This window comes from Winslowiella toletana (assembly GCF_017875465.1).
In the GTDB taxonomy this organism is placed as follows: domain Bacteria; phylum Pseudomonadota; class Gammaproteobacteria; order Enterobacterales; family Enterobacteriaceae; genus Erwinia; species Erwinia toletana.
Map to the genome: position 1 here is coordinate 955413 of NZ_JAGGMQ010000001.1, position 17442 is coordinate 972854.

At 56.6% G+C, this 17442-nt stretch carries 16 protein-coding genes; 5 read left to right on the forward strand and 11 right to left on the reverse strand.

All coding sequences use genetic code 11. The features are described from left to right. Positions 1–6 precede the first annotated feature (6 nt). Positions 7–1644, forward strand: a complete 1638-nt coding sequence (locus tag J2125_RS04400) for an FGGY-family carbohydrate kinase (RefSeq protein ID WP_017803385.1) — start codon at positions 7–9, stop codon at positions 1642–1644. Beyond that, positions 1641–2255, forward strand: coding sequence for a KpsF/GutQ family sugar-phosphate isomerase (locus J2125_RS04405; protein WP_017803384.1), 615 nt, complete (start codon positions 1641–1643; stop codon positions 2253–2255). The genes J2125_RS04400 and J2125_RS04405 overlap by 4 nt, the downstream gene beginning before the upstream one ends. Before the next feature lie 57 nt (positions 2256–2312). Here J2125_RS04405 and fabB read toward each other — a convergent pair whose 3' ends face one another. After that, positions 2313–3533, reverse strand: coding sequence for a beta-ketoacyl-ACP synthase I (fabB, locus tag J2125_RS04410; RefSeq protein ID WP_017803383.1), 1221 nt, complete (start codon positions 3531–3533; stop codon positions 2313–2315). Positions 3534–3689: 156 nt separating this feature from the next. Here fabB and mnmC point away from each other — a divergent pair, with 156 nt between their 5' ends. After that, positions 3690–5699, forward strand: coding sequence for a bifunctional tRNA (5-methylaminomethyl-2-thiouridine)(34)-methyltransferase MnmC2/FAD-dependent 5-carboxymethylaminomethyl-2-thiouridine(34) oxidoreductase MnmC1 (gene mnmC, locus J2125_RS04415; protein ID WP_017803382.1), 2010 nt, complete (start codon positions 3690–3692; stop codon positions 5697–5699). A 67-nt stretch (positions 5700–5766) separates the two neighbouring features. Here mnmC and J2125_RS04420 read toward each other — a convergent pair whose 3' ends face one another. From J2125_RS04420 to prmB, 6 genes are read right to left on the reverse strand one after another with little or no spacing between them, the layout of a single operon-like run. Then, positions 5767–6048, reverse strand: a complete 282-nt coding sequence (locus J2125_RS04420; RefSeq protein ID WP_017803381.1) for a YfcL family protein — start codon at positions 6046–6048, stop codon at positions 5767–5769. A 34-nt stretch (positions 6049–6082) separates the two neighbouring features. After that, positions 6083–6631: an elongation factor P hydroxylase gene (locus J2125_RS04425; protein ID WP_017803380.1), complete on the reverse strand. Its 549-nt coding sequence runs from the start codon at positions 6629–6631 to the stop codon at positions 6083–6085. An 11-nt stretch (positions 6632–6642) separates the two neighbouring features. Further along, entirely contained in the window at positions 6643–7446 is an 804-nt protein-coding gene (locus tag J2125_RS04430) for a sulfite exporter TauE/SafE family protein (protein WP_017803379.1), read from the reverse strand. Positions 7447–7454: 8 nt separating this feature from the next. Beyond that, positions 7455–8279 (reverse strand): penicillin-insensitive murein endopeptidase, encoded by an 825-nt coding sequence (gene mepA, locus J2125_RS04435; RefSeq protein ID WP_017803378.1) that lies wholly within the window; start codon positions 8277–8279, stop codon positions 7455–7457. A gap of 4 nt (positions 8280–8283) precedes the next feature. Then, positions 8284–9369, reverse strand: coding sequence for a chorismate synthase (gene aroC / locus J2125_RS04440; RefSeq protein WP_017803377.1), 1086 nt, complete (start codon positions 9367–9369; stop codon positions 8284–8286). A gap of 3 nt (positions 9370–9372) precedes the next feature. Further along, a complete protein-coding gene (gene prmB / locus J2125_RS04445; protein WP_017803376.1) occupies positions 9373–10305 on the reverse strand; it encodes a 50S ribosomal protein L3 N(5)-glutamine methyltransferase in 933 nt (310 codons plus the stop codon). 178 nt (positions 10306–10483) lie between these two features. Between prmB and smrB the strand changes: the two genes are divergently transcribed. Further along, positions 10484–11035 carry an endonuclease SmrB gene (gene smrB, locus J2125_RS04450; protein WP_017803375.1) on the forward strand — a complete coding sequence of 184 codons (552 nt, stop codon included), beginning with the start codon at positions 10484–10486 and terminating at the stop codon, positions 11033–11035. Between the two features lie 87 nt (positions 11036–11122). On the opposite strand, the gene sixA is transcribed toward smrB, so the two are convergent. From sixA to J2125_RS04470, 4 genes are all read right to left on the reverse strand, one after another. Beyond that, positions 11123–11605, reverse strand: a complete 483-nt coding sequence (gene sixA / locus J2125_RS04455) for a phosphohistidine phosphatase SixA (RefSeq protein ID WP_017803374.1) — start codon at positions 11603–11605, stop codon at positions 11123–11125. Positions 11606–11774: 169 nt separating this feature from the next. Then, positions 11775–13934, reverse strand: coding sequence for a fatty acid oxidation complex subunit alpha FadJ (gene fadJ, locus J2125_RS04460; protein WP_017803373.1), 2160 nt, complete (start codon positions 13932–13934; stop codon positions 11775–11777). Further along, positions 13934–15244, reverse strand: coding sequence for an acetyl-CoA C-acyltransferase FadI (fadI, locus tag J2125_RS04465; protein WP_017803372.1), 1311 nt, complete (start codon positions 15242–15244; stop codon positions 13934–13936). Before fadI ends, fadJ begins: the two co-directional genes overlap by 1 nt. 165 nt (positions 15245–15409) lie before the next feature. Beyond that, positions 15410–15694, reverse strand: coding sequence for a YfcZ/YiiS family protein (locus tag J2125_RS04470; RefSeq protein WP_026112022.1), 285 nt, complete (start codon positions 15692–15694; stop codon positions 15410–15412). A 397-nt stretch (positions 15695–16091) separates the two neighbouring features. Here J2125_RS04470 and fadL point away from each other — a divergent pair, with 397 nt between their 5' ends. After that, positions 16092–17375 (forward strand): long-chain fatty acid transporter FadL, encoded by a 1284-nt coding sequence (gene fadL / locus J2125_RS04475; protein WP_209499468.1) that lies wholly within the window; start codon positions 16092–16094, stop codon positions 17373–17375. The last annotated feature ends 67 nt before the right edge of the window (positions 17376–17442 follow it).

The window sequence follows — 17442 nt, forward strand, 5'->3', positions numbered from 1 at the left end:
TAACAGATGGCGAGCTATTACATTGGCATTGACGTTGGCACCGGAAGCGCACGCGCAGGCATCTTTGATATCACCGGCCGTATGATGGGCCAGGCCAGCCGCACCATTGAAATTTATCGTCCGCAGGCCGATTTTGTCGAACAGTCCTCCGACAATATCTGGCTGGCGGTATGCCAGGCGGTGCGTGACGCCATCAACCAGAGCAATATCAACCCGGTGCAAATTAAGGGGCTGGGATTTGACGCTACCTGTTCCCTGGTGGTGCTGGATAAGCAGGGCAAGCCGCTGACCATCAGCCCCTCGGGACGCGATGAGCAGAATATCATTGTGTGGATGGATCACCGGGCGATTGTGCAGGCCGAGCGCATCAACGCCAGCCAGCATCCGGTGCTGGATTATGTCGGCGGCATTATTTCGCCGGAGATGCAGACGCCCAAGCTGCTGTGGCTGAAACAGCATATGCCGAACACCTGGCAGAATATCGGTCATCTGTTTGACCTGCCGGACTTCCTTACCTGGCGCGCCACCCAGGATGAGACCCGCTCGCTCTGTTCGACGGTGTGTAAATGGACCTATATGGGCCATGAGAATCGCTGGGACGACAGCTATTTCCGTCAAATCGGGCTGGAAGATCTGCTGGCGCATGATGCGGAGAAAATTGGTCGCGAGGTGAAAACCATGGGCGAGCCGCTGGGCCGCGGCCTGACGCAGCGCGCCGCCAGCGAGCTCGGCCTGCTGCCAGGTACCGCAGTCAGCGTGTCAATTATTGACGCTCATGCCGGCAGCCTTGGCACGCTGGGCGCCTCCGGGCCTTCCGGGGAACACGCAGACTTTGACCGGCGTATCGCGCTGATTGGCGGCACCTCCACCGGTCATATGGCGATCTCGCAAGGGCCGCGCTTTATCAAAGGGGTCTGGGGACCTTACTATTCGGCGGTGTTGCCGGGCTTGTGGCTCAATGAAGGCGGTCAGTCGGCGACTGGCGCGCTTATCGACCATATGATCCAGTCGCATCCCTGCTATGACACGCTGCTTCAGCAGGCCAGTGCACGCGGTAAAACCATCTATGAAGTACTGAATGAACGGCTGCGCAAGCTGGCTGGCGAACCGGAGAAAATCGCCTTTCTGTCGCGGGATATTCATATGCTGCCCTACTTTCACGGCAACCGCTCGCCGCGCGCCAATCCGACCTTAACCGGCACCCTGACCGGATTAAAACTGTCGCGCACGCCGGATGATATGGCGTTGCACTATCTCGCCACCATTCAGGCCATCGCTCTGGGCACCCGCCATATTATCGAAACCATGAATCAGAGCGGTTACAGCATCGATACCATTATGGCCAGCGGCGGCGGCAGCAAAAATCCGATTTTTGTGCAGGAGCATGCCAACGCCACCGGCTGTGCGATGCTGCTGCCGGAAGAGAGTGAAGCGATGCTGCTCGGTGGCGCGATGATGGGCACCGTGGCGGCTGGCGTCTATGAGTCGCTGCCTGAGGCGATGAACGCCATGAGCCGCATTGGCAAAACCGTCACGCCGCAGACCAATGAAATTAAACGTTATTACGATCGTAAATACCGTGTATTCCGTGAGATGTACCACGACCATATGAAATACCGGCAGATGATGCAGGAGGATCAATGAGTGCGGAACAGGCCTGGCGGCAGGCGCAAACGGGCTGGCAGATCTATGCGCGCACGCTGGCGCAGCTGGATCAGCATATTGACCGTCAGCAGTGGCTGGCTGTGCTGGCGCTGATTGCGGGCTGCCGTGGCAAAGTGGCAGTCACCGGCGTCGGCACCTCGGGCATTGCCGCGCGTAAAATTGCACATATGTTTTCCTGTATCGAGCGTCCTGCTGTTTACCTGAATGCCACCGATGCCGCCCATGGCGATATCGGTTTTCTCACCGCCGATGATTTGTTGATTATGCTGTCGCGCGGCGGCAATTCGGATGAGCTGACGCGTCTGCTGCCAACGGTAAAAAGTAAGGGCACGCGGCTGGTGGTGGTAAGTGAGAATCCGGCTTCGGCACTGGCGCTTAACGCCGGGCAATTACTGTTGATGCCAGAAAGTGAGGAAATTGACCCGCTCAGGATGCTGGCAACCACCTCGATTATTACCGTGCTGGCGCTGTTTGACACCATGATGACGGCGTTAATGACGCAGAGTGGTTTCGATCAGGCGACGTTACTGGCGCTCCATCCGGGGGGAAATGTCGGTAAGCAGCTGCGGGAAGGGGGTGGAGATTTGTAGGGGAGCCGTTATCGGCTCCCGTGCAAATCAGCAATACGGACGGCGAGAACGCCGCTCCTACAATTTACGCATGACCAGCGTGGCGTTGGTGCCGCCAAAACCGAAGCTGTTCGACATAACCGTCGTCAGCTGCTGCTCGGTCGGTCTGGTCACAATATTCAGACCTTCTGCCGCCGGATCCAGCTCATCAATGTTAATGCTTGGCGCAATAAAGCTGTTTTCCAGCATCAGCAGTGAGTAGATCGCTTCCTGCACGCCTGCCGCACCCAGCGAGTGACCGGTCATGGCTTTGGTAGCAGACATTGCTGGCGTGGTATCACCGAATACCGCGCGAATCGCACCCAGCTCTTTCACATCACCAACCGGCGTGGAAGTACCATGGGTGTTCAGGTAATCGATTGGGGTATCAACACATTCCATCGCCATACGCATACAGCGTGCAGCACCTTCACCAGATGGTGCAACCATATCCGCGCCATCAGAGGTCGCGCCGTAGCCAACCACTTCAGCATAGATATGCGCGCCACGCGCCAGTGCATGCTCCAGTTCTTCAACCACCACCATACCGCCGCCGCCTGCGATAACAAAGCCATCACGGCCTGCATCATAGGTACGGGACGCTTTTTCTGGTGATTCGTTGTTTTTGGTCGACAGTGCGCCCATCGCGTCGAACTCACAGGACATTTCCCAGCACAGCTCTTCGCCGCCGCCAGCAAACACGATATCCTGCTTGCCCAGCTGGATCTGCTCAACCGCGTTACCGATACAGTGTGCAGACGTCGCGCAAGCGGAGCTGATGGAGTAGTTCACACCGTGGATTTTAAACGGCGTTGCCAGACAGGCAGAAACACCGGATGCCATCGCTTTGGTCACCATGTATGGGCCAACGCCACGCAGGCCTTTGGCGCGCATGCCATCAACGCTGGCAGCCTGGTAGAATGGAGAGCCGCCGCCGGAACCGGCAACCAGACCGACACGCGGGTTGCTCTGGTACTGTTCTGCCGTCAGGCCGGAATCTTTGATCGCTTCCAGCATCGAGATATAAGCGTAGATTGATGCATCACTCATAAAGCGCAACACTTTACGGTCAATGAGGCTGGTGATTTCGTCTTTAGACAGCTTAACGTTACCCCAGACGTGACTACGCATGCCGGAATCTTTCAGCTCTTGTGAGAAGGTAATGCCTGAACGCCCCTCACGCAGAGAAGCCAGGACTTCTTCCTGGTTATTGCCAATGCTGGAAACGATCCCTAAGCCAGTAATCACTGCACGTTTCATTCAAATACCTCTTCCACTTCAAATTAGGATACGACGAGCACTCTAGCTTACACTTGTACGCCGAACAAGTCCGATCAGCTTTTAACTTTTGTAAATTTGCGTCATCCCGGTGACATCGCTAAAATCGCGCCACTGCCTGATTAATGAGCCCTTGCCGTGAAATTATCCCCGGTTGAACATGCCGAGTTGTCCTGGAATGATCAGGGTACACCTGTATCCCGAGCATTTGACGACATCTATTTTTCCAATCAGAACGGCCTTGAAGAGACGCGTTATGTGTTTCTGGCGGGCAATAATTTACCGGCTCGCTTCTCCGATCACCCACGTGAACTTTTTATTACCGCCGAGACCGGTTTCGGCACCGGACTCAACTTTCTGGTGCTGTGGCAGGCCTTTGACCAGTTTCGCCGCGAGCAGCCGCAAGCGACACTGCAACGCCTGCATTTTATCAGCGTTGAAAAATATCCGCTGACCCGCGCCGATCTGGCTGCCGCGCAGGCGCACTGGCCGGAACTGGCGCCCTGGGCGCAACAGTTACAGGCGCAGTGGCCAATGGCGCTGCCGGGCTGCCATCGTCTGCTGCTTGACGGCGGGCGCATCACGCTCGATCTGTGGTTTGGCGATATTAACCAGTTAATTGACCATTTTGATGACAGTCTGAATCGTCAGGTGGATGCCTGGTTTCTTGATGGTTTTGCGCCGTCAAAAAACCCGGAGATGTGGACGCCGCAGCTGTTTGCCACCATGGCGCGGCTGGCGCGTCCGGGGGGCACCATGGCCACCTTTACCGTCGCCGGTTTTGTGCGCCGCGGCCTGATTGACGCTGGTTTCGCCGCCGTGCGCCACAAAGGCTTTGGTGAAAAACGCCATATGCTGATCGGTACGCTGAACGACGCGCCGGAGATTGCCGCTACTGCGCCCTGGTATGCGCGTCCGGCGGCGGTCGGTGAGGATATTGCGATTATTGGCGGCGGCGTGGCCAGCGCGGTACTGGCGCTGGCGCTGCTGCGTCGTAACAAACGCGTCACGCTCTATTGCGCCGATGAAGCGCCGGCGCTCGGCGCGTCTGGCAATCGCCAGGGAGCGCTCTATCCGCTGCTAAATCATCATGACGAGGCGTTGAAACAGTTTTTCCCGGCAGCCTTTACCTTCGCCCGTCGTCTGTATGATGCTTTACCGCAGACCTTTGAACACCAGTGGTGCGGCGTCACTCAGCTTGGCTGGGATGAGAAAAGCCGGGAGAAAATTGCGCAGATGGCGGCGATGGGGCTTCCCGCTGAACTGGCGCAGATTATTGATCGGCAGCAGGCTGAAGCGCTGGCAGGGGTAACCACCGGCTGCGGGGGTATCACTTATCCTGACGGCGGCTGGCTGTCGCCAGCGGAACTCACCGCCACGCTATTTGATCTCGCTAACCAGCAGGGTTTGCGCATTCACTGGCTGCACCGGCTGGCGCAGCTTGACCGGTTACAGCCGGGCTGGCAGCTGACCTTTGCCGATGGCAAAAGCGTCACGCACCAGAATGTGGTGCTGGCTACCGGCCATGCGCTGACCTCGCTGCCGCAGAGCGCCCAGCTGCCGGTGTATGCCGTTGCCGGCCAGGTCAGCCATATTCCCTCACAGGGCGAACTTAGCGCGCTGAAACAGGTGCTGTGCTACGACGGTTATCTCACGCCGCGCAGTGCGCAATTTGGCACCCACTGCATTGGCGCCAGCTACCGTCGTGGCGAAGTTACCACTGACTACCGTGACGCCGATCAGCAGGAAAACCGCGAGCGTTTAATCCGCTGCCTGCCAGATTGCCACTGGCCGCAACAGGTGGATGTCAGCGCTGCCGAAGCCCGTTGCGGCGTACGCTGCGCCACCCGCGATCATCTGCCGATGGCCGGTGCGCTGGCGGATTATCAGCAGACGTTAACCGAATATGCCGGGTTACGCGATCGGCTGGCGGCGGGCGAGGAGATCGTCAGTGCGCCACTGTGGCCACAGCTGTTTGTGCTGGGTGCGCTGGGTTCGCGCGGATTGTGCAGCGCGCCGCTGGCGGCGGAAATTCTGGCGGCGCAGCTGTGCGCCGAACCGATACCGCTGGATGCCGCCACGCTGGCCGCACTGAATCCGAATCGCTACTGGGTAAGAAAGTTACTGAAGGGAAAAGCGGTGGTGTGACAGGGTGAGGGAAGCGAAGTCGTGGTTCCCCCACCCCGTCCCTCCCCCATTTTATCGGGGAGGGGCACTATGCTGACTGGCGGGCTTGCAGGTAGAGGTTATCCCACATCCCAATCACCAGCGCCTGATCGCGTGGCGACAGTTCACCGGCGTCAATGGCGTTATGCAGGCTTTTCTGCACCTGAATCTGTAAGGCTTCCGCCGTATGCTCCCCGGTCAGCTCCACTTCGGCAACCGCCAGCGTGAGGTGACCGCGCAGATAACCGCTGGCAAACAGCTCGTCGTCACTGGCGTGTTCAACCATATCGTCAATCAGGGCCAGAATACGCGATTCAAATTCTGCGATCATGTCTCTTCCTCTTCTTCAAAATTCACTCCCCCGCTCAGCTCAGATCTTCCGGCCAGGGAAACTGGGCTGCCGTCAACGGGGGCATGGAGTAATACGAACGAAGTGCTGCAATAAAGCGTGCCGGACGGGCTGGAATGCCCTGTTCCAGGTAAGTCATCACCTGAGCATGCACCTGACGCTGAAATGCAATGCGATCAGGTTCACAATCTCCGCTGAGATTGTCACAACTTACATTGAAGGGAAACCCTGCCGCAACACAAAACAACCATTCCAGCGCCTGCGGTTTAATTTCCACTGCTTCAAACTGATGTTGCGTGGTGGCGTCACGGCCATCCGGACAATACCAGTAGCCAAAATCCACCCGCTTGCGGCGCTCCGCACCGGCAATACACCAGTGCGAAATTTCATGCAGCGCACTGGCATAGTAGCCATGCGCAAACACCACCCGGTTCCATGGCGACGCCTCATCGGCAGGAAGATAGATCGGTTCGTCGTCGCCTTTAATCAGGCGGGTCTGAAAGTCCTGCATAAAGCAGTCGTCAAACAGGCTAATCAGTTGCTGATAATCGTGTGTCGTGGTCATTGAAGTTATCATCAGGAAAAAATCGAGTGGAACCATGCGCCGATCTGCGCGCCATGGCTGTCGTACAAGAGCTTGCTGCTCATCACTGCCGAGACAATCACCACCATCGGACGGATTAGCGTCTGGCCGCGACTTAATACCAGGCTGGCGCCGAGTCGCGCACCGCAGAAAGCGCCCAGCAGCATCACCAGCCCTGTGCCCCACACCACTTTACCGCCAAAAATAAAGAACAGCAGACCACCAAAGTTGGAGGCGAAGTTCAGTACTTTGGCATGAGCGGTAGACTTGGCAAGGTTATAGCCACACAGGGTGACAAAAGCCAGGGCATAGAACGAACCCGCGCCGGGGCCGAAAAAGCCGTCATAGAAACCGACGCAGCCACCGGCCACCAGCGCAAAGGGTAGGCCATGCAGACGGCGCACGCGGTCTTCTTCGCCAAGGCGTGGCATCAGCAGGAAATAGAGGCCGATGGCGATAATCAGCAGCGGCAACACCTGCCGCAGCAGACCAGGCTCAATATGCTGAATCAGCGTCGCGCCGACTACCGAACCGCCAAAAGCCATGGCGATATTCAGCTTCTGTTCACGCAGACTGACCGCTTTACGCCGCACAAAATAGAGGCTGGCGGAGAACGATCCCCCTACCCCCTGCAACTTATTGGTCGCCAGCGCCTGCGCCGGTGACATGCCAGCGGCCAGCAGCGCCGGAACGGTAAGCAGTCCGCCGCCTCCGGCGATGGAATCGATAAATGCCGCCAGTACCGCCACAAAAAACAGCAGCCCGACCACAAGCGGGCTGACAACAAACCAATCCATCTCTGTTCCTAAAGTAAATGCTTATCCAGCAAAGACTGACATGAAGGGGGTAACGGCGGTGGTTCACGCTTCACTGGCGCGCCACTGCCTGGTTTCTTCGGCGCAAACCAGCTTTGCAGCTCAGCGCCGCAGCCATCGCCTGGCGGTGGTGGCGCCTGCTCTTCACACTCCAGACTTTCCGGCGGACAACGCAGACGTACATGCATATGGGCGCGATGGGCAAACCACGGACGCACTTTGCGTAACCAGTCACGATCGACGCCAGCATCGGCACAAAGCTGCTTTTTAATCGCCGGATTGACGAAGATCCGCGTAACCTCGTCATCTTTCGCCGCCAGTTTGATCAGGCTGTCGATCTCCGGCTTCCAGTGACGCGCCACCACGTTGCGGTCATCGGCGCTCACCAGATCGAGCGGTTGCGGCTTCAGCAGCATCTGCGAGGTCCAGCGGGTTTTCGGCAACTGCAGCCAGATATCGACATCAAGGCCGGACTGGTGGCTGGCGTGACCGCTACTGAAGCGACCGCCCGCCGCCATGCCCATATCGCCAATCAGCACTTCACCCAGCCCCAGGTTATTCACCTGAGTGCTGAGGCGCTGAATAAACAGAATCAGATCGGGATGGCCGAAGTAGCGGCGCTGATCCTGCCGCATCACCTGATAGTGAGCGGCATCCAGCGGCAGCGGTTGCGCACCGACAATACAGCCATTGGAAAAACCGCCAATCGACAGCGGGCTACCGCTGATCGGCTGGACAATATTTTGCCACGGCGTCGCGGCCAGCGCCGACACGGAGATCAGCAGCGCGCACAGAGTGAAGAGCAGTTTTTTCATCGGCTTACCAACGCGGAATGTCGCTGTTAACGTCAGCACAGTGGGCGCGCTGACGCATCAGATGATCCATCAGCACAATCGCCATCATCGCTTCGGCAATTGGCACCGCACGAATACCAACACAGGGATCGTGGCGTCCTTTGGTGATCATCTCCACCTCTTCACCAAAGCGGTTAATGGTTTTGCCCGGCACGGTGATGCTGGAGGTCGGTTTCATCGCCAGGTTAGCAATAACTGTCTGACCGCTGCTGATACCGCCAAGAATGCCACCGGCGTGATTACTCTGGAAACCACTGGCGCGGATCTCATCGCGATGCTGGCTGCCACGCTGGTTCACCACCGCAAAGCCATCACCGATCTCCACCCCTTTCACCGCATTGATGCTCATCAGCGCATGCGCCAGATCAGCGTCCAGACGGTCAAATACCGGTTCGCCCCAGCCGGCAGGGACGTTTTCCGCCATCACCGTAACTTTGGCGCCGATAGAGTCGCCCTCTTTCTTCAGCGCGCGCATCAGTTCATCCAGCGCGTCCAGCTTATCCGCATCCGGGCAGAAGAACGGGTTTTGCTCAACCAGATCCCAGTCCTTCAGTTCACAGGCGACATCACCAATCTGCGCCAGGTAACCGCGCACTTTGATACCGTGTTTCAGCTCGAGATACTTCTTGGCAATCGCCCCCGCCGCCACGCGCATCGAGGTTTCACGCGCAGAAGAACGGCCTCCGCCACGATAGTCGCGCAGGCCATATTTCTGTTCGTAGGTATAGTCAGCATGACCCGGGCGGAACACATCTTTGATTGCGCTGTAATCCTGGGAACGCTGGTCGGTATTTTCGATCAACAGCCCAATCGGCGTGCCGGTGGTGACACCTTCGAATACGCCCGACAGAATCTTCACCTGGTCCGGTTCGCGGCGCTGGGTGGTATAGCGCGAGGTGCCGGGACGGCGACGGTCAAGATCATGTTGCAGATCGGCTTCCGTCAGTGGCATACCGGGCGGCACGCCATCGACGATACAGCCCAGTGCAATACCATGGGATTCACCAAAAGTCGTGACCCGAAACAGTTGTCCAACAGTATTACCCGCCATGCTCTAGTCCTTGTAAATTTTGAAGTGGTCCGCAGCATTGATAATCTGCTGTCTGGTCAGCATAAACACACCGTCGCCGCCGTTATCAAATTCCAGCCAGGTGAAAGGCACATCCGGATACTGATCGATCATATGCACCATGCTGTTGCCCACTTCGCAGATCAGAATACCGTTATCGGTAAGATAATCCGGGGCGCAGGCCAGAATACGGCGCGCCAGTTTCAGACCATCACGACCGGCCGCCAGACCCAGTTCCGGCTCATGGCGATATTCATTCGGCAGATCGCCCATATCATCCTCATCCACATACGGCGGATTGGTGACGATCAGGTCGTACTGAATCTTTGGCAGATCGCGGAACAGATCGGAACGCATCGGCGTAACATGGTCAATCATGCCGTGTGCTTCAATATTCTGCTCAGCTACCGCCAGCGCATCGACAGAGATATCGACCGCATCCACTTCCGCATCCGGGAACGCGTAAGCGCAGGCAATGGCAATACAGCCGCTGCCGGTACACATATCAAGAATATGCTCAGGCTGATGGTCGATCAACGTGGAAAAGTGGCTCTCTATCAGCTCGCCAACAGGCGAACGCGGTACCAGCACGCGCTCATCGACATAGAATTCGTGGCCGCAAAACCAGGCTTTGTTGGTCAGATAAGCGACCGGAATACGCTCGTTAACGCGGCGAATCACGCGTTCAACGATACGGTGGCGCTCGCTGGACGTCAGGCGCGCATTGCGCATATCTTCCGGAATATCCAACGGCAGATACAGCGTTGGCAAAACCAGCTGAACGGCTTCGTCCCACGGGTTGTCGGTGCCGTGACCATACCAGATATCGGCAGCGCTAAAACGGCTTACCGCCCAACGCAGCATGTCCTGAATGGTATGCAGTTCGTTCACTGCCTCATCGACGAAAATTTTATCCAAGTTGCCCTCCGCAGGCGGTTCTGAAAACCCGGGCGCTAGTTTGCCACGAAGCCGCCAATAATTCAGCGCAGAGAGGCGAAAAAGCTGACTTTTGTTGCGGCTGCGCGTTAAGGTAGGGATCTGACGAGTCGCGGCCGGTAAACAGGCTCGCCTTAAATTAACATCACTGTGAAGACTAATGACCAGCAAAGAGAAACTTAGCGCGGACGATAAGGCATTGTTTCGTCAGCTAATGAGTGGCACGCGTAAACTGAAGCAGGACACCATTGTGCATGCGCCGCAACGCAAAAAAATCAGCGAAGTGCCGCAGAAACGGTTGCTTTCGGAGCAGGCGGACAACAGCCACTACTTTTCTGATGAATTTCAGCCGTTACTGGCGACGGAAGGCCCGGTGCGCTATGTACGCAGCGATGTCAGCCATTATGAAATGAAGAAGTTACGTCGCGGTGATTATACGCCGGAGATTTTTCTCGATCTGCATGGTTTAACGCAGAATCAGGCAAAGCAGGAACTGGGCGCGCTGCTGGCCGCCTGTCGCCGCGAGCATATCTTTTGCGCCAGCGTGATGCACGGTCATGGCAAACATATTCTGAAGCAGCAGACACCGCTGTGGCTGGCGCAGCATCCGTATGTGATGGCCTTTCATCAGGCGCCAAAAGCGTTTGGCGGCGATGCCGCGGTGCTGGTATTGATTGAAGTGGAAGAGTGGCAGCCGCCGGAGTTGCCTTAGGTTGAGGCTTGTACAAAACATCTGCGCGGGCGGCGAGAACGCCGCCCCTACAGTATGCAAGGCGTTCTCGCCGCCCGAGGGGTTAAATCACATCGCTTTCGCTAATTTCTTCGGGCTAACCTGCCACTCCAGTTTCCCTTCGCAGCTCGCCGCATCAAAAGTGATACAGGCAATCGCCGAGGTGGCAAACATTGGCGGCGCTTCCTGCGGACAGAGTTCGGAAACCAGGTATCCCACCAGCGGCAGATGTGAAATCACCAGCACCGATTTTACTCCCTCGTTTGCCAGCGTCTGCAAATAGCAGGCGACTAAGCCCGGATCGCCGCCAGGGGTCAGCTCCGGCAACACGTCCTGCTCTTCTGGCAGCGGGAGTGCTTCGCGAACCGTGGCAAGCGTCTGCCCGGCGCGGAGGTAGGGACTGACAAGAACGCGCTCGATATCCAGCGCCTGGCCGTTAAGCCAGCTCGCCATCTGGCGAGACTCATCACAGCCGCAATGAGTAAGAGGTCTGACTGAATCACTGGCTGCATCTAATGCCGCATCGCCGTGACGCATAATAAAAACTTGCATAATGCACCGCTGTTGTTAAAAAAATCGCCGCGAACAGAGGTTCGCTGACTCTTCATTCTGCGAATGAACGCTGTGTTGTACCGCAATGCCCTGAGCATAGTCAACCGATTGTGCATTTAATAAGCGCTTATCAGAACAGCGCCATCACTGACGCTGTAACCGCCCTCTGCTAAGCCACTGAATCAATATGGGTATCAGTAACCGGCTCTGTTTTGTAAAATTTGTCATCCTGCTCCGCCATCCGTCGTAACGCATCGCAGGGGGCAAAACGTTCGCCATACTGATGCATTAAACTGACTAATGTATTTACCACCATGGTGGCGCCCAGCGTGTCGATATAATGGAATGGCCCACCCAGAAACGGCGGGAAGCCGATGCCCATTACCGCACCGATATCGCCATCGCGTGGGCTGCGGATCACCTGTTCATCATGGCAGCGCACCGCCTCATTCAGCATCATCATCACACAGCGCTGGGCGATAAGCGCCCCTTCCAGCCGGGCTTTCGGTTTCACCTTTATCAGCGGATAGATGCTGCTGTCGACCTGTTTTTTATGCAACCACGACGCGCCTGCATAGCGATAGAAACCGCGCCCGTTTTTGCGCCCTTTACGGTTGTCCTGCAACACTGCGCTGAACGCCGCCGGAGCGGTAAAGCGATCACCGTAAGCCTGCTCAAGAATCGGCATAATCTTCAGGCAGACATCAATGCCGATCTCATCCACCAGCTGAATCGGCCCGACCGGAAAGCCAGACTCCATCAGCGCATTATCAATCACGTCGATCGGCTCGCCTTCCAGCAGGCAGCGCACCGCTTCATTCAGATAAGGCGCCAGAATGCGGTTAACATAAAACCCGGCGCGATCCGCCACGACAATCGCGGTTTTACCCTGTTTTTTCGCCAGCGCCACGGTGGTGGCGATGGTCTGCGCGCTGGTGGCGGCGTGCGGGATCACTTCCACCAGCGGCATCTTGTCGACCGGGCTGAAGTAGTGCAAACCGATCACATTCTGCGGACGTTGCGCCTGAGCGGCGATATCCGCAATCGGCAGCGATGAAGTATTGGAAGCAAAAATGGTATCCGCTGAGCAGTGCTGCTCCACCTCGGCCACCATTTTCTGTTTTAACGCCAAATCTTCAAATACCGCTTCAATTATCACATCGCGATGCTGAAAGCCGCGAAAGCGCGTATCACCACTGATCAAAGCCATCTGCCGCAGGCGTTCGGCCGGTCTGATATGGCCTCTTTTCACCTTTTTACCCAGCGTATCCCAGCTGTACTTCAGCGCGTGGTTAATCCCTTCAGCATTGATATCTTTAATCCGCACCGGCAGACCCGCACGCGTGGCGGTAACACAGGCGATACCACCGCCCATCAGACCACCGCCAAGCACGCCAGTCGCGCGCAGCTTATGCGGTTCAGCCTCTGCGCCATGCTCTTTTTTGATGGCGGTAGTGGCAAAGAACAGGCTGCGCAGCGCCCTGGATTCTGGCGTCATCACCAGCTCGCCAAAGGCTTTCGCTTCCGCCGCATAACCACTGCTGCTGCCCTGTTCCTGTCCGCTGCGCACCACCGCTAAAATACGCTCGGTGGCCGGATAGTTGCCTCTGGTCTTCGCCCGCGTCTGGCGCGTGGCCAGCGTAAACAGCAGCGCGCGTCCCAGCGGACCGTTAATCAGCCGTTCGCGCACCGGCAGACGCCCGCGTGGCTTCTGTCCCTGTAATACCCGCGCAATCGCGGTTTCCAGCAGAATACTGTGTGGCACCGCCTCATCCACCAGACCGATTTTCACCGCCTGACGCGGACGCAGCGTTTTGCCGGTCAGCATCATATCCAGCGCATTCGATACGCCAACCAGTCGTGGTAAACGCTGTGTTCCGCCCGAGCCGGGCAGCAGGCCAAGTTGAACTTCCGGCAGTCCCAGCCGCGTTTTATCATCCAGCGTACAGACACGCTGGCCGCAGGCCAGCGCCAGCTCCAGACCACCGCCAAGACAGGCGCCATGAATCGCCGCCACCACCGGAAAAGGCAGCGCCGCAATATCGCTCATCACTTTTTGCCCCTGCTTCGCCAGCGTTTCCGCCTGCTGCGCACTGTGACAGGCGGCAATCATGCTGATATCGGCCCCGGCAATAAACGAGTCCGGTTTGCCGGAGATAAGCACTATGCCGGCAAGATGCGGATTTTCCCGCGCGCGCTGGATAACCTGGCGAATTTGCCCGGCAAAGGCCGCTTTCAGCGTATTCATTTTCTCGTCCGGCACGTCGATGGTGATCACCGCGACATTATCCAGACGCATCTGTAAGTGAAATGCAGATGGCTGATCCATTATTCGGCCTCCAGAACCATTGCCGCACCTAAGCCTCCGGCAGCACAGGCCGTCACCAGCCCGAGTCCGCCGCCGCGTCGTTTCAGTTCATTCAGAGTTTGCGTAATCATGCGCGCGCCGGTGGCGGCAAAAGGGTGGCCGTAAGCGATCGACCCGCCCAGCACATTAAATTTCTCTTCATTAACTTCGCCCAGCGCATGGGGACGTTTCAGCACCTCGCGGGCAAAACGTTCGTCACTGAACATTTTCAGATTAGCCAGCGTCTGGGCGGCAAAGGCTTCATGCATATCGATTAACGTCAGATCGTCGAGCGTAATGCCCGCCCGGTCAAGCGCCAGCGGAGAAGCATACGCGGGGCCGAGCAACATATCCTGCCAGACATCAATAGCGGTAAAGGCATAGCTGCGCAGATAGCCCAGCGGCACGATACCCAGCTCGCGCGCGCGCGATTCGGTCATCATGATCACCGCGGCGGCGCCATCGGTTAATGGCGTGCTGTTGGCGGCCGTGACGCTACCGTGTTGACGGTCAAAGGCGGGACGCAACTTCGCGTAATCTTCCAGCTTAGAATCGCCACGCACGTTGTTATCCTGCTGCAACGCGCCGCGCCATGGCGGCACAAATGCGGTCATCACTTCATCCGCCATCTTGCCTTCATCCCAGGCTTTGGCGGCGCGCTGATGCGAGCGGTGCGCCAGCGCATCCTGTTGCTGACGGGTAATACCATGGGATTTCGCCATCTGCTCGGCGGTATCGCCCATCCGCAGGCCGGTGGAGTATTCGGCCACTGCCGGCGGCACCGGCAGCAGATCGCGGGGTCGCAGCTGGCTGAATAGCTTAATTTTTTGTGACAGGCTGCGCGCTTTGCTGAGGTCGACCAGCACGCGTCCCAGCTTTTTACTGACGCCAATCGGCAGCACCGAGGAAGAGTCGGCGCCACCGGCGATCCCCGCCTGAATGGCGCCCGCCAGCAAGCTTTCAGCGATATTCGCCACCGCCTGGAAACTGGTGGCGCAGGCGCGGCTGACACTATAAGCATCGGTATGCACACTCAGGCTGCTCCCCAGCACAATCTCGCGCGCAATATTTGGCGCTTCCGGCATCTGCACCACCTGGCCAAATACCAGCTGTTCAATAATTTCCGGCGGAATATCGCTGCGCGCCAGCAACTCGCCAATCACCATCTTTCCCAGTTCCACCGCCGGGATACCATGCAGCGCTGTGGCCTGGCGGGCAAAAGGAGTGCGTAATCCGTGTGTTATCGCGATGCGTTCGCCCTGACGCGTCAGCAAAGGTAGCGCTTTGCTCATTATTGTCACCTGTTAACCGAGATCGGAGGCATCATTGCCAAAAGAGGTCAGACCTGATCATCAGTGTTAACCACAATGTTACATTGCGCCAAGCACAGGGTGAGAAAAATGAGAGTGGAGACACGAATTTGGCGATGCGGGAGCCGAAACCGGCTCCCGTGGGGATTAACGCAGGCCGAGCTGAAAAATCATCGTCTCCGCCTGGCAGGCAAAGATAAAGTCGATATCAAGCTGCACGCCATCCGGCAGTTCAGTAAAGCGGGCATTAATCTCACAAGGTTCAGATTCTGTTGCACGCGCTTTGCTGGTTAATGCCGCCAGCGTCGCTTCAGCTGCTGCGCGATCGGCAAACACCCGGCTGTAGGAAGCGGTGCAGTCGGTGTTATCCATAATGGTGCCAACATCGACACAACAGCAGGCTGCTGTTTCATTCGCGCTACATTTATTAATGGCATCGGTCATGGTGATCTCCTGATTCATGCCGCCGCTGCGGCGGGCAAACTAATTCAACTCGTAATAGTTTACGCCTGCGTTATTTACCACACTACCATTACCCTGCTATGAAGCCGTTAAGTGACGAATATCACAGTTAAAATTGATCCAGAACAAATTAGAATATTTGCTACAATTTTATCCGTCATGAAAGAGTGCATTTTTTGTTAAGCGGATCTTATTTTTAGTATCAATTTGGCAATATTTTAAAAACAATATTGCAACATGTGTAGAGGTCAGACCTATACTTGGCGCACTGGTCTGATTTGTTAGCCGTCTGTCAGTCCCTACAATCCGCGATCCTTGTTACGCTATGTAACAGAGTTTAATAAAATCAGATAATGAGGTTATGGTCATGAACCATAAAAACCTGTTTGCAAAGTCAGCTGTGGCAGCTGCAATGGCTCTCGTTTCTTCACAAGTTTATGCTGCGGGCTTTCAGCTTAATGAGTTCTCTTCAATTGGGTTAGGTCGCTCTTATTCCGGCGAAGGCGCAATCGGCGATACCGCAGCCTCAGCCAGCCGTAACCCGGCTACCATGGCGTTAATGGATCGTCCACAATTTAGTATTGGCGCCGTATTTATCGATCCCGATGTCAATATTTCGGGTGAGAGTAATTCCGGCAACAGCCTCAATTCGGATAATATTGCGCCAACCCAGTGGATTCCCAATATTCACTATGTGCAGCCAATTAACGATCAGTGGTGGGTCGGCGCCTCGATCACCAGCAATTATGGCCTGGCCACCGAATTTAATGACGGTTATACCGCAGGCGGTTACGCCGGTAAAACCGACCTGATGACCGGTAACTTTAACGTCAGTACGGCGTACCGCCTTAATCAGCACTTCAGTTTTGGTATCGGTTTTGATGCCGTCTACGCCAGAGCGAAAATCGAACGTTACGCCGGTGAATCCGGGGCGTTGCTGGGTGTACCGGCAGATACGCAAATTGCCCATCTGAAAGGTGATGAATGGGGCTACGGCTGGAACGCCGGCATCCTGTATGAAGTGGACGATAACAACCGCTTCGGTTTCACCTACCGTTCAGAAGTGAAAATCGACTTTGACGGCGACTATAAGAGCAGCCTGCCTTCAGCACTTAACGGTACGCCAGCCTCCAGCGCCTTTGGCCTGCCTTACGGCACCGACGGCAATACCATTCCGGGCGCGCTGACCCTGAACTTGCCGGAAATGTGGGAAGTGTCCGGTTATCATAAGGTGGCGCCACAGTGGGCGGTGCATTACAGCATGGCTTACACCAGCTGGAGTCAGTTCCAGGAGCTGAAAGCGACGGGCAGCAACGGCCAGACGCTGTTCTATAAAGATGAAGGCTTTAAAGATGCATACCGCATCGCGCTTGGCGCCAGCTACTACTATGACGATAACTGGACTTTCCGTGGCGGTATCGCCTTTGATGACAGCCCGGTGCCTGCGGATAAACGCTCCATCTCAATTCCGGATCAGGATCGTCTGTGGCTGAGCGCCGGGGCTTCTTACGCGCTGAACCAGGATGCATCTGTGGATGTGGGGATCTCTTATATGCATGGTCAGCATGTGACGGTGCAGGAAGGGGATTATACCTTTGAATCTGAGGGCAAAGCCTGGCTGTACGGCGCAGGCTTTAACTACAAGTTCTGAGTTTAATGGCGGCGGGAACGCCGCCGCTACCGGCCCTGTAGTGGCGGCGTTCTCGCCGCCATTTTTA

Excerpts from the sequence above, each read along its gene's own strand:
- J2125_RS04400 (WP_017803385.1), top strand. The coding sequence starts at position 7 with ATGGCGAGCTATTACATTGGCATTGACGTTGGCACCGGAAGCGCACGC.
- J2125_RS04405 (WP_017803384.1), top strand. The coding sequence starts at position 1,641 with ATGAGTGCGGAACAGGCCTGGCGGCAGGCGCAAACGGGCTGGCAGATC.
- fabB (WP_017803383.1), bottom strand. The coding sequence starts at position 3,533 with ATGAAACGTGCAGTGATTACTGGCTTAGGGATCGTTTCCAGCATTGGC.
- J2125_RS04420 (WP_017803381.1), bottom strand. The coding sequence starts at position 6,048 with ATGATCGCAGAATTTGAATCGCGTATTCTGGCCCTGATTGACGATATG.
- J2125_RS04425 (WP_017803380.1), bottom strand. The coding sequence starts at position 6,631 with ATGACCACGACACACGATTATCAGCAACTGATTAGCCTGTTTGACGAC.
- J2125_RS04430 (WP_017803379.1), bottom strand. The coding sequence starts at position 7,446 with ATGGATTGGTTTGTTGTCAGCCCGCTTGTGGTCGGGCTGCTGTTTTTT.
- mepA (WP_017803378.1), bottom strand. The coding sequence starts at position 8,279 with ATGAAAAAACTGCTCTTCACTCTGTGCGCGCTGCTGATCTCCGTGTCG.
- aroC (WP_017803377.1), bottom strand. The coding sequence starts at position 9,369 with ATGGCGGGTAATACTGTTGGACAACTGTTTCGGGTCACGACTTTTGGT.
- smrB (WP_017803375.1), top strand. The coding sequence starts at position 10,484 with ATGACCAGCAAAGAGAAACTTAGCGCGGACGATAAGGCATTGTTTCGT.
- sixA (WP_017803374.1), bottom strand. The coding sequence starts at position 11,605 with ATGCAAGTTTTTATTATGCGTCACGGCGATGCGGCATTAGATGCAGCC.
- fadJ (WP_017803373.1), bottom strand. The coding sequence starts at position 13,934 with ATGGATCAGCCATCTGCATTTCACTTACAGATGCGTCTGGATAATGTC.
- fadI (WP_017803372.1), bottom strand. The coding sequence starts at position 15,244 with ATGAGCAAAGCGCTACCTTTGCTGACGCGTCAGGGCGAACGCATCGCG.
- fadL (WP_209499468.1), top strand. The coding sequence starts at position 16,092 with ATGAACCATAAAAACCTGTTTGCAAAGTCAGCTGTGGCAGCTGCAATG.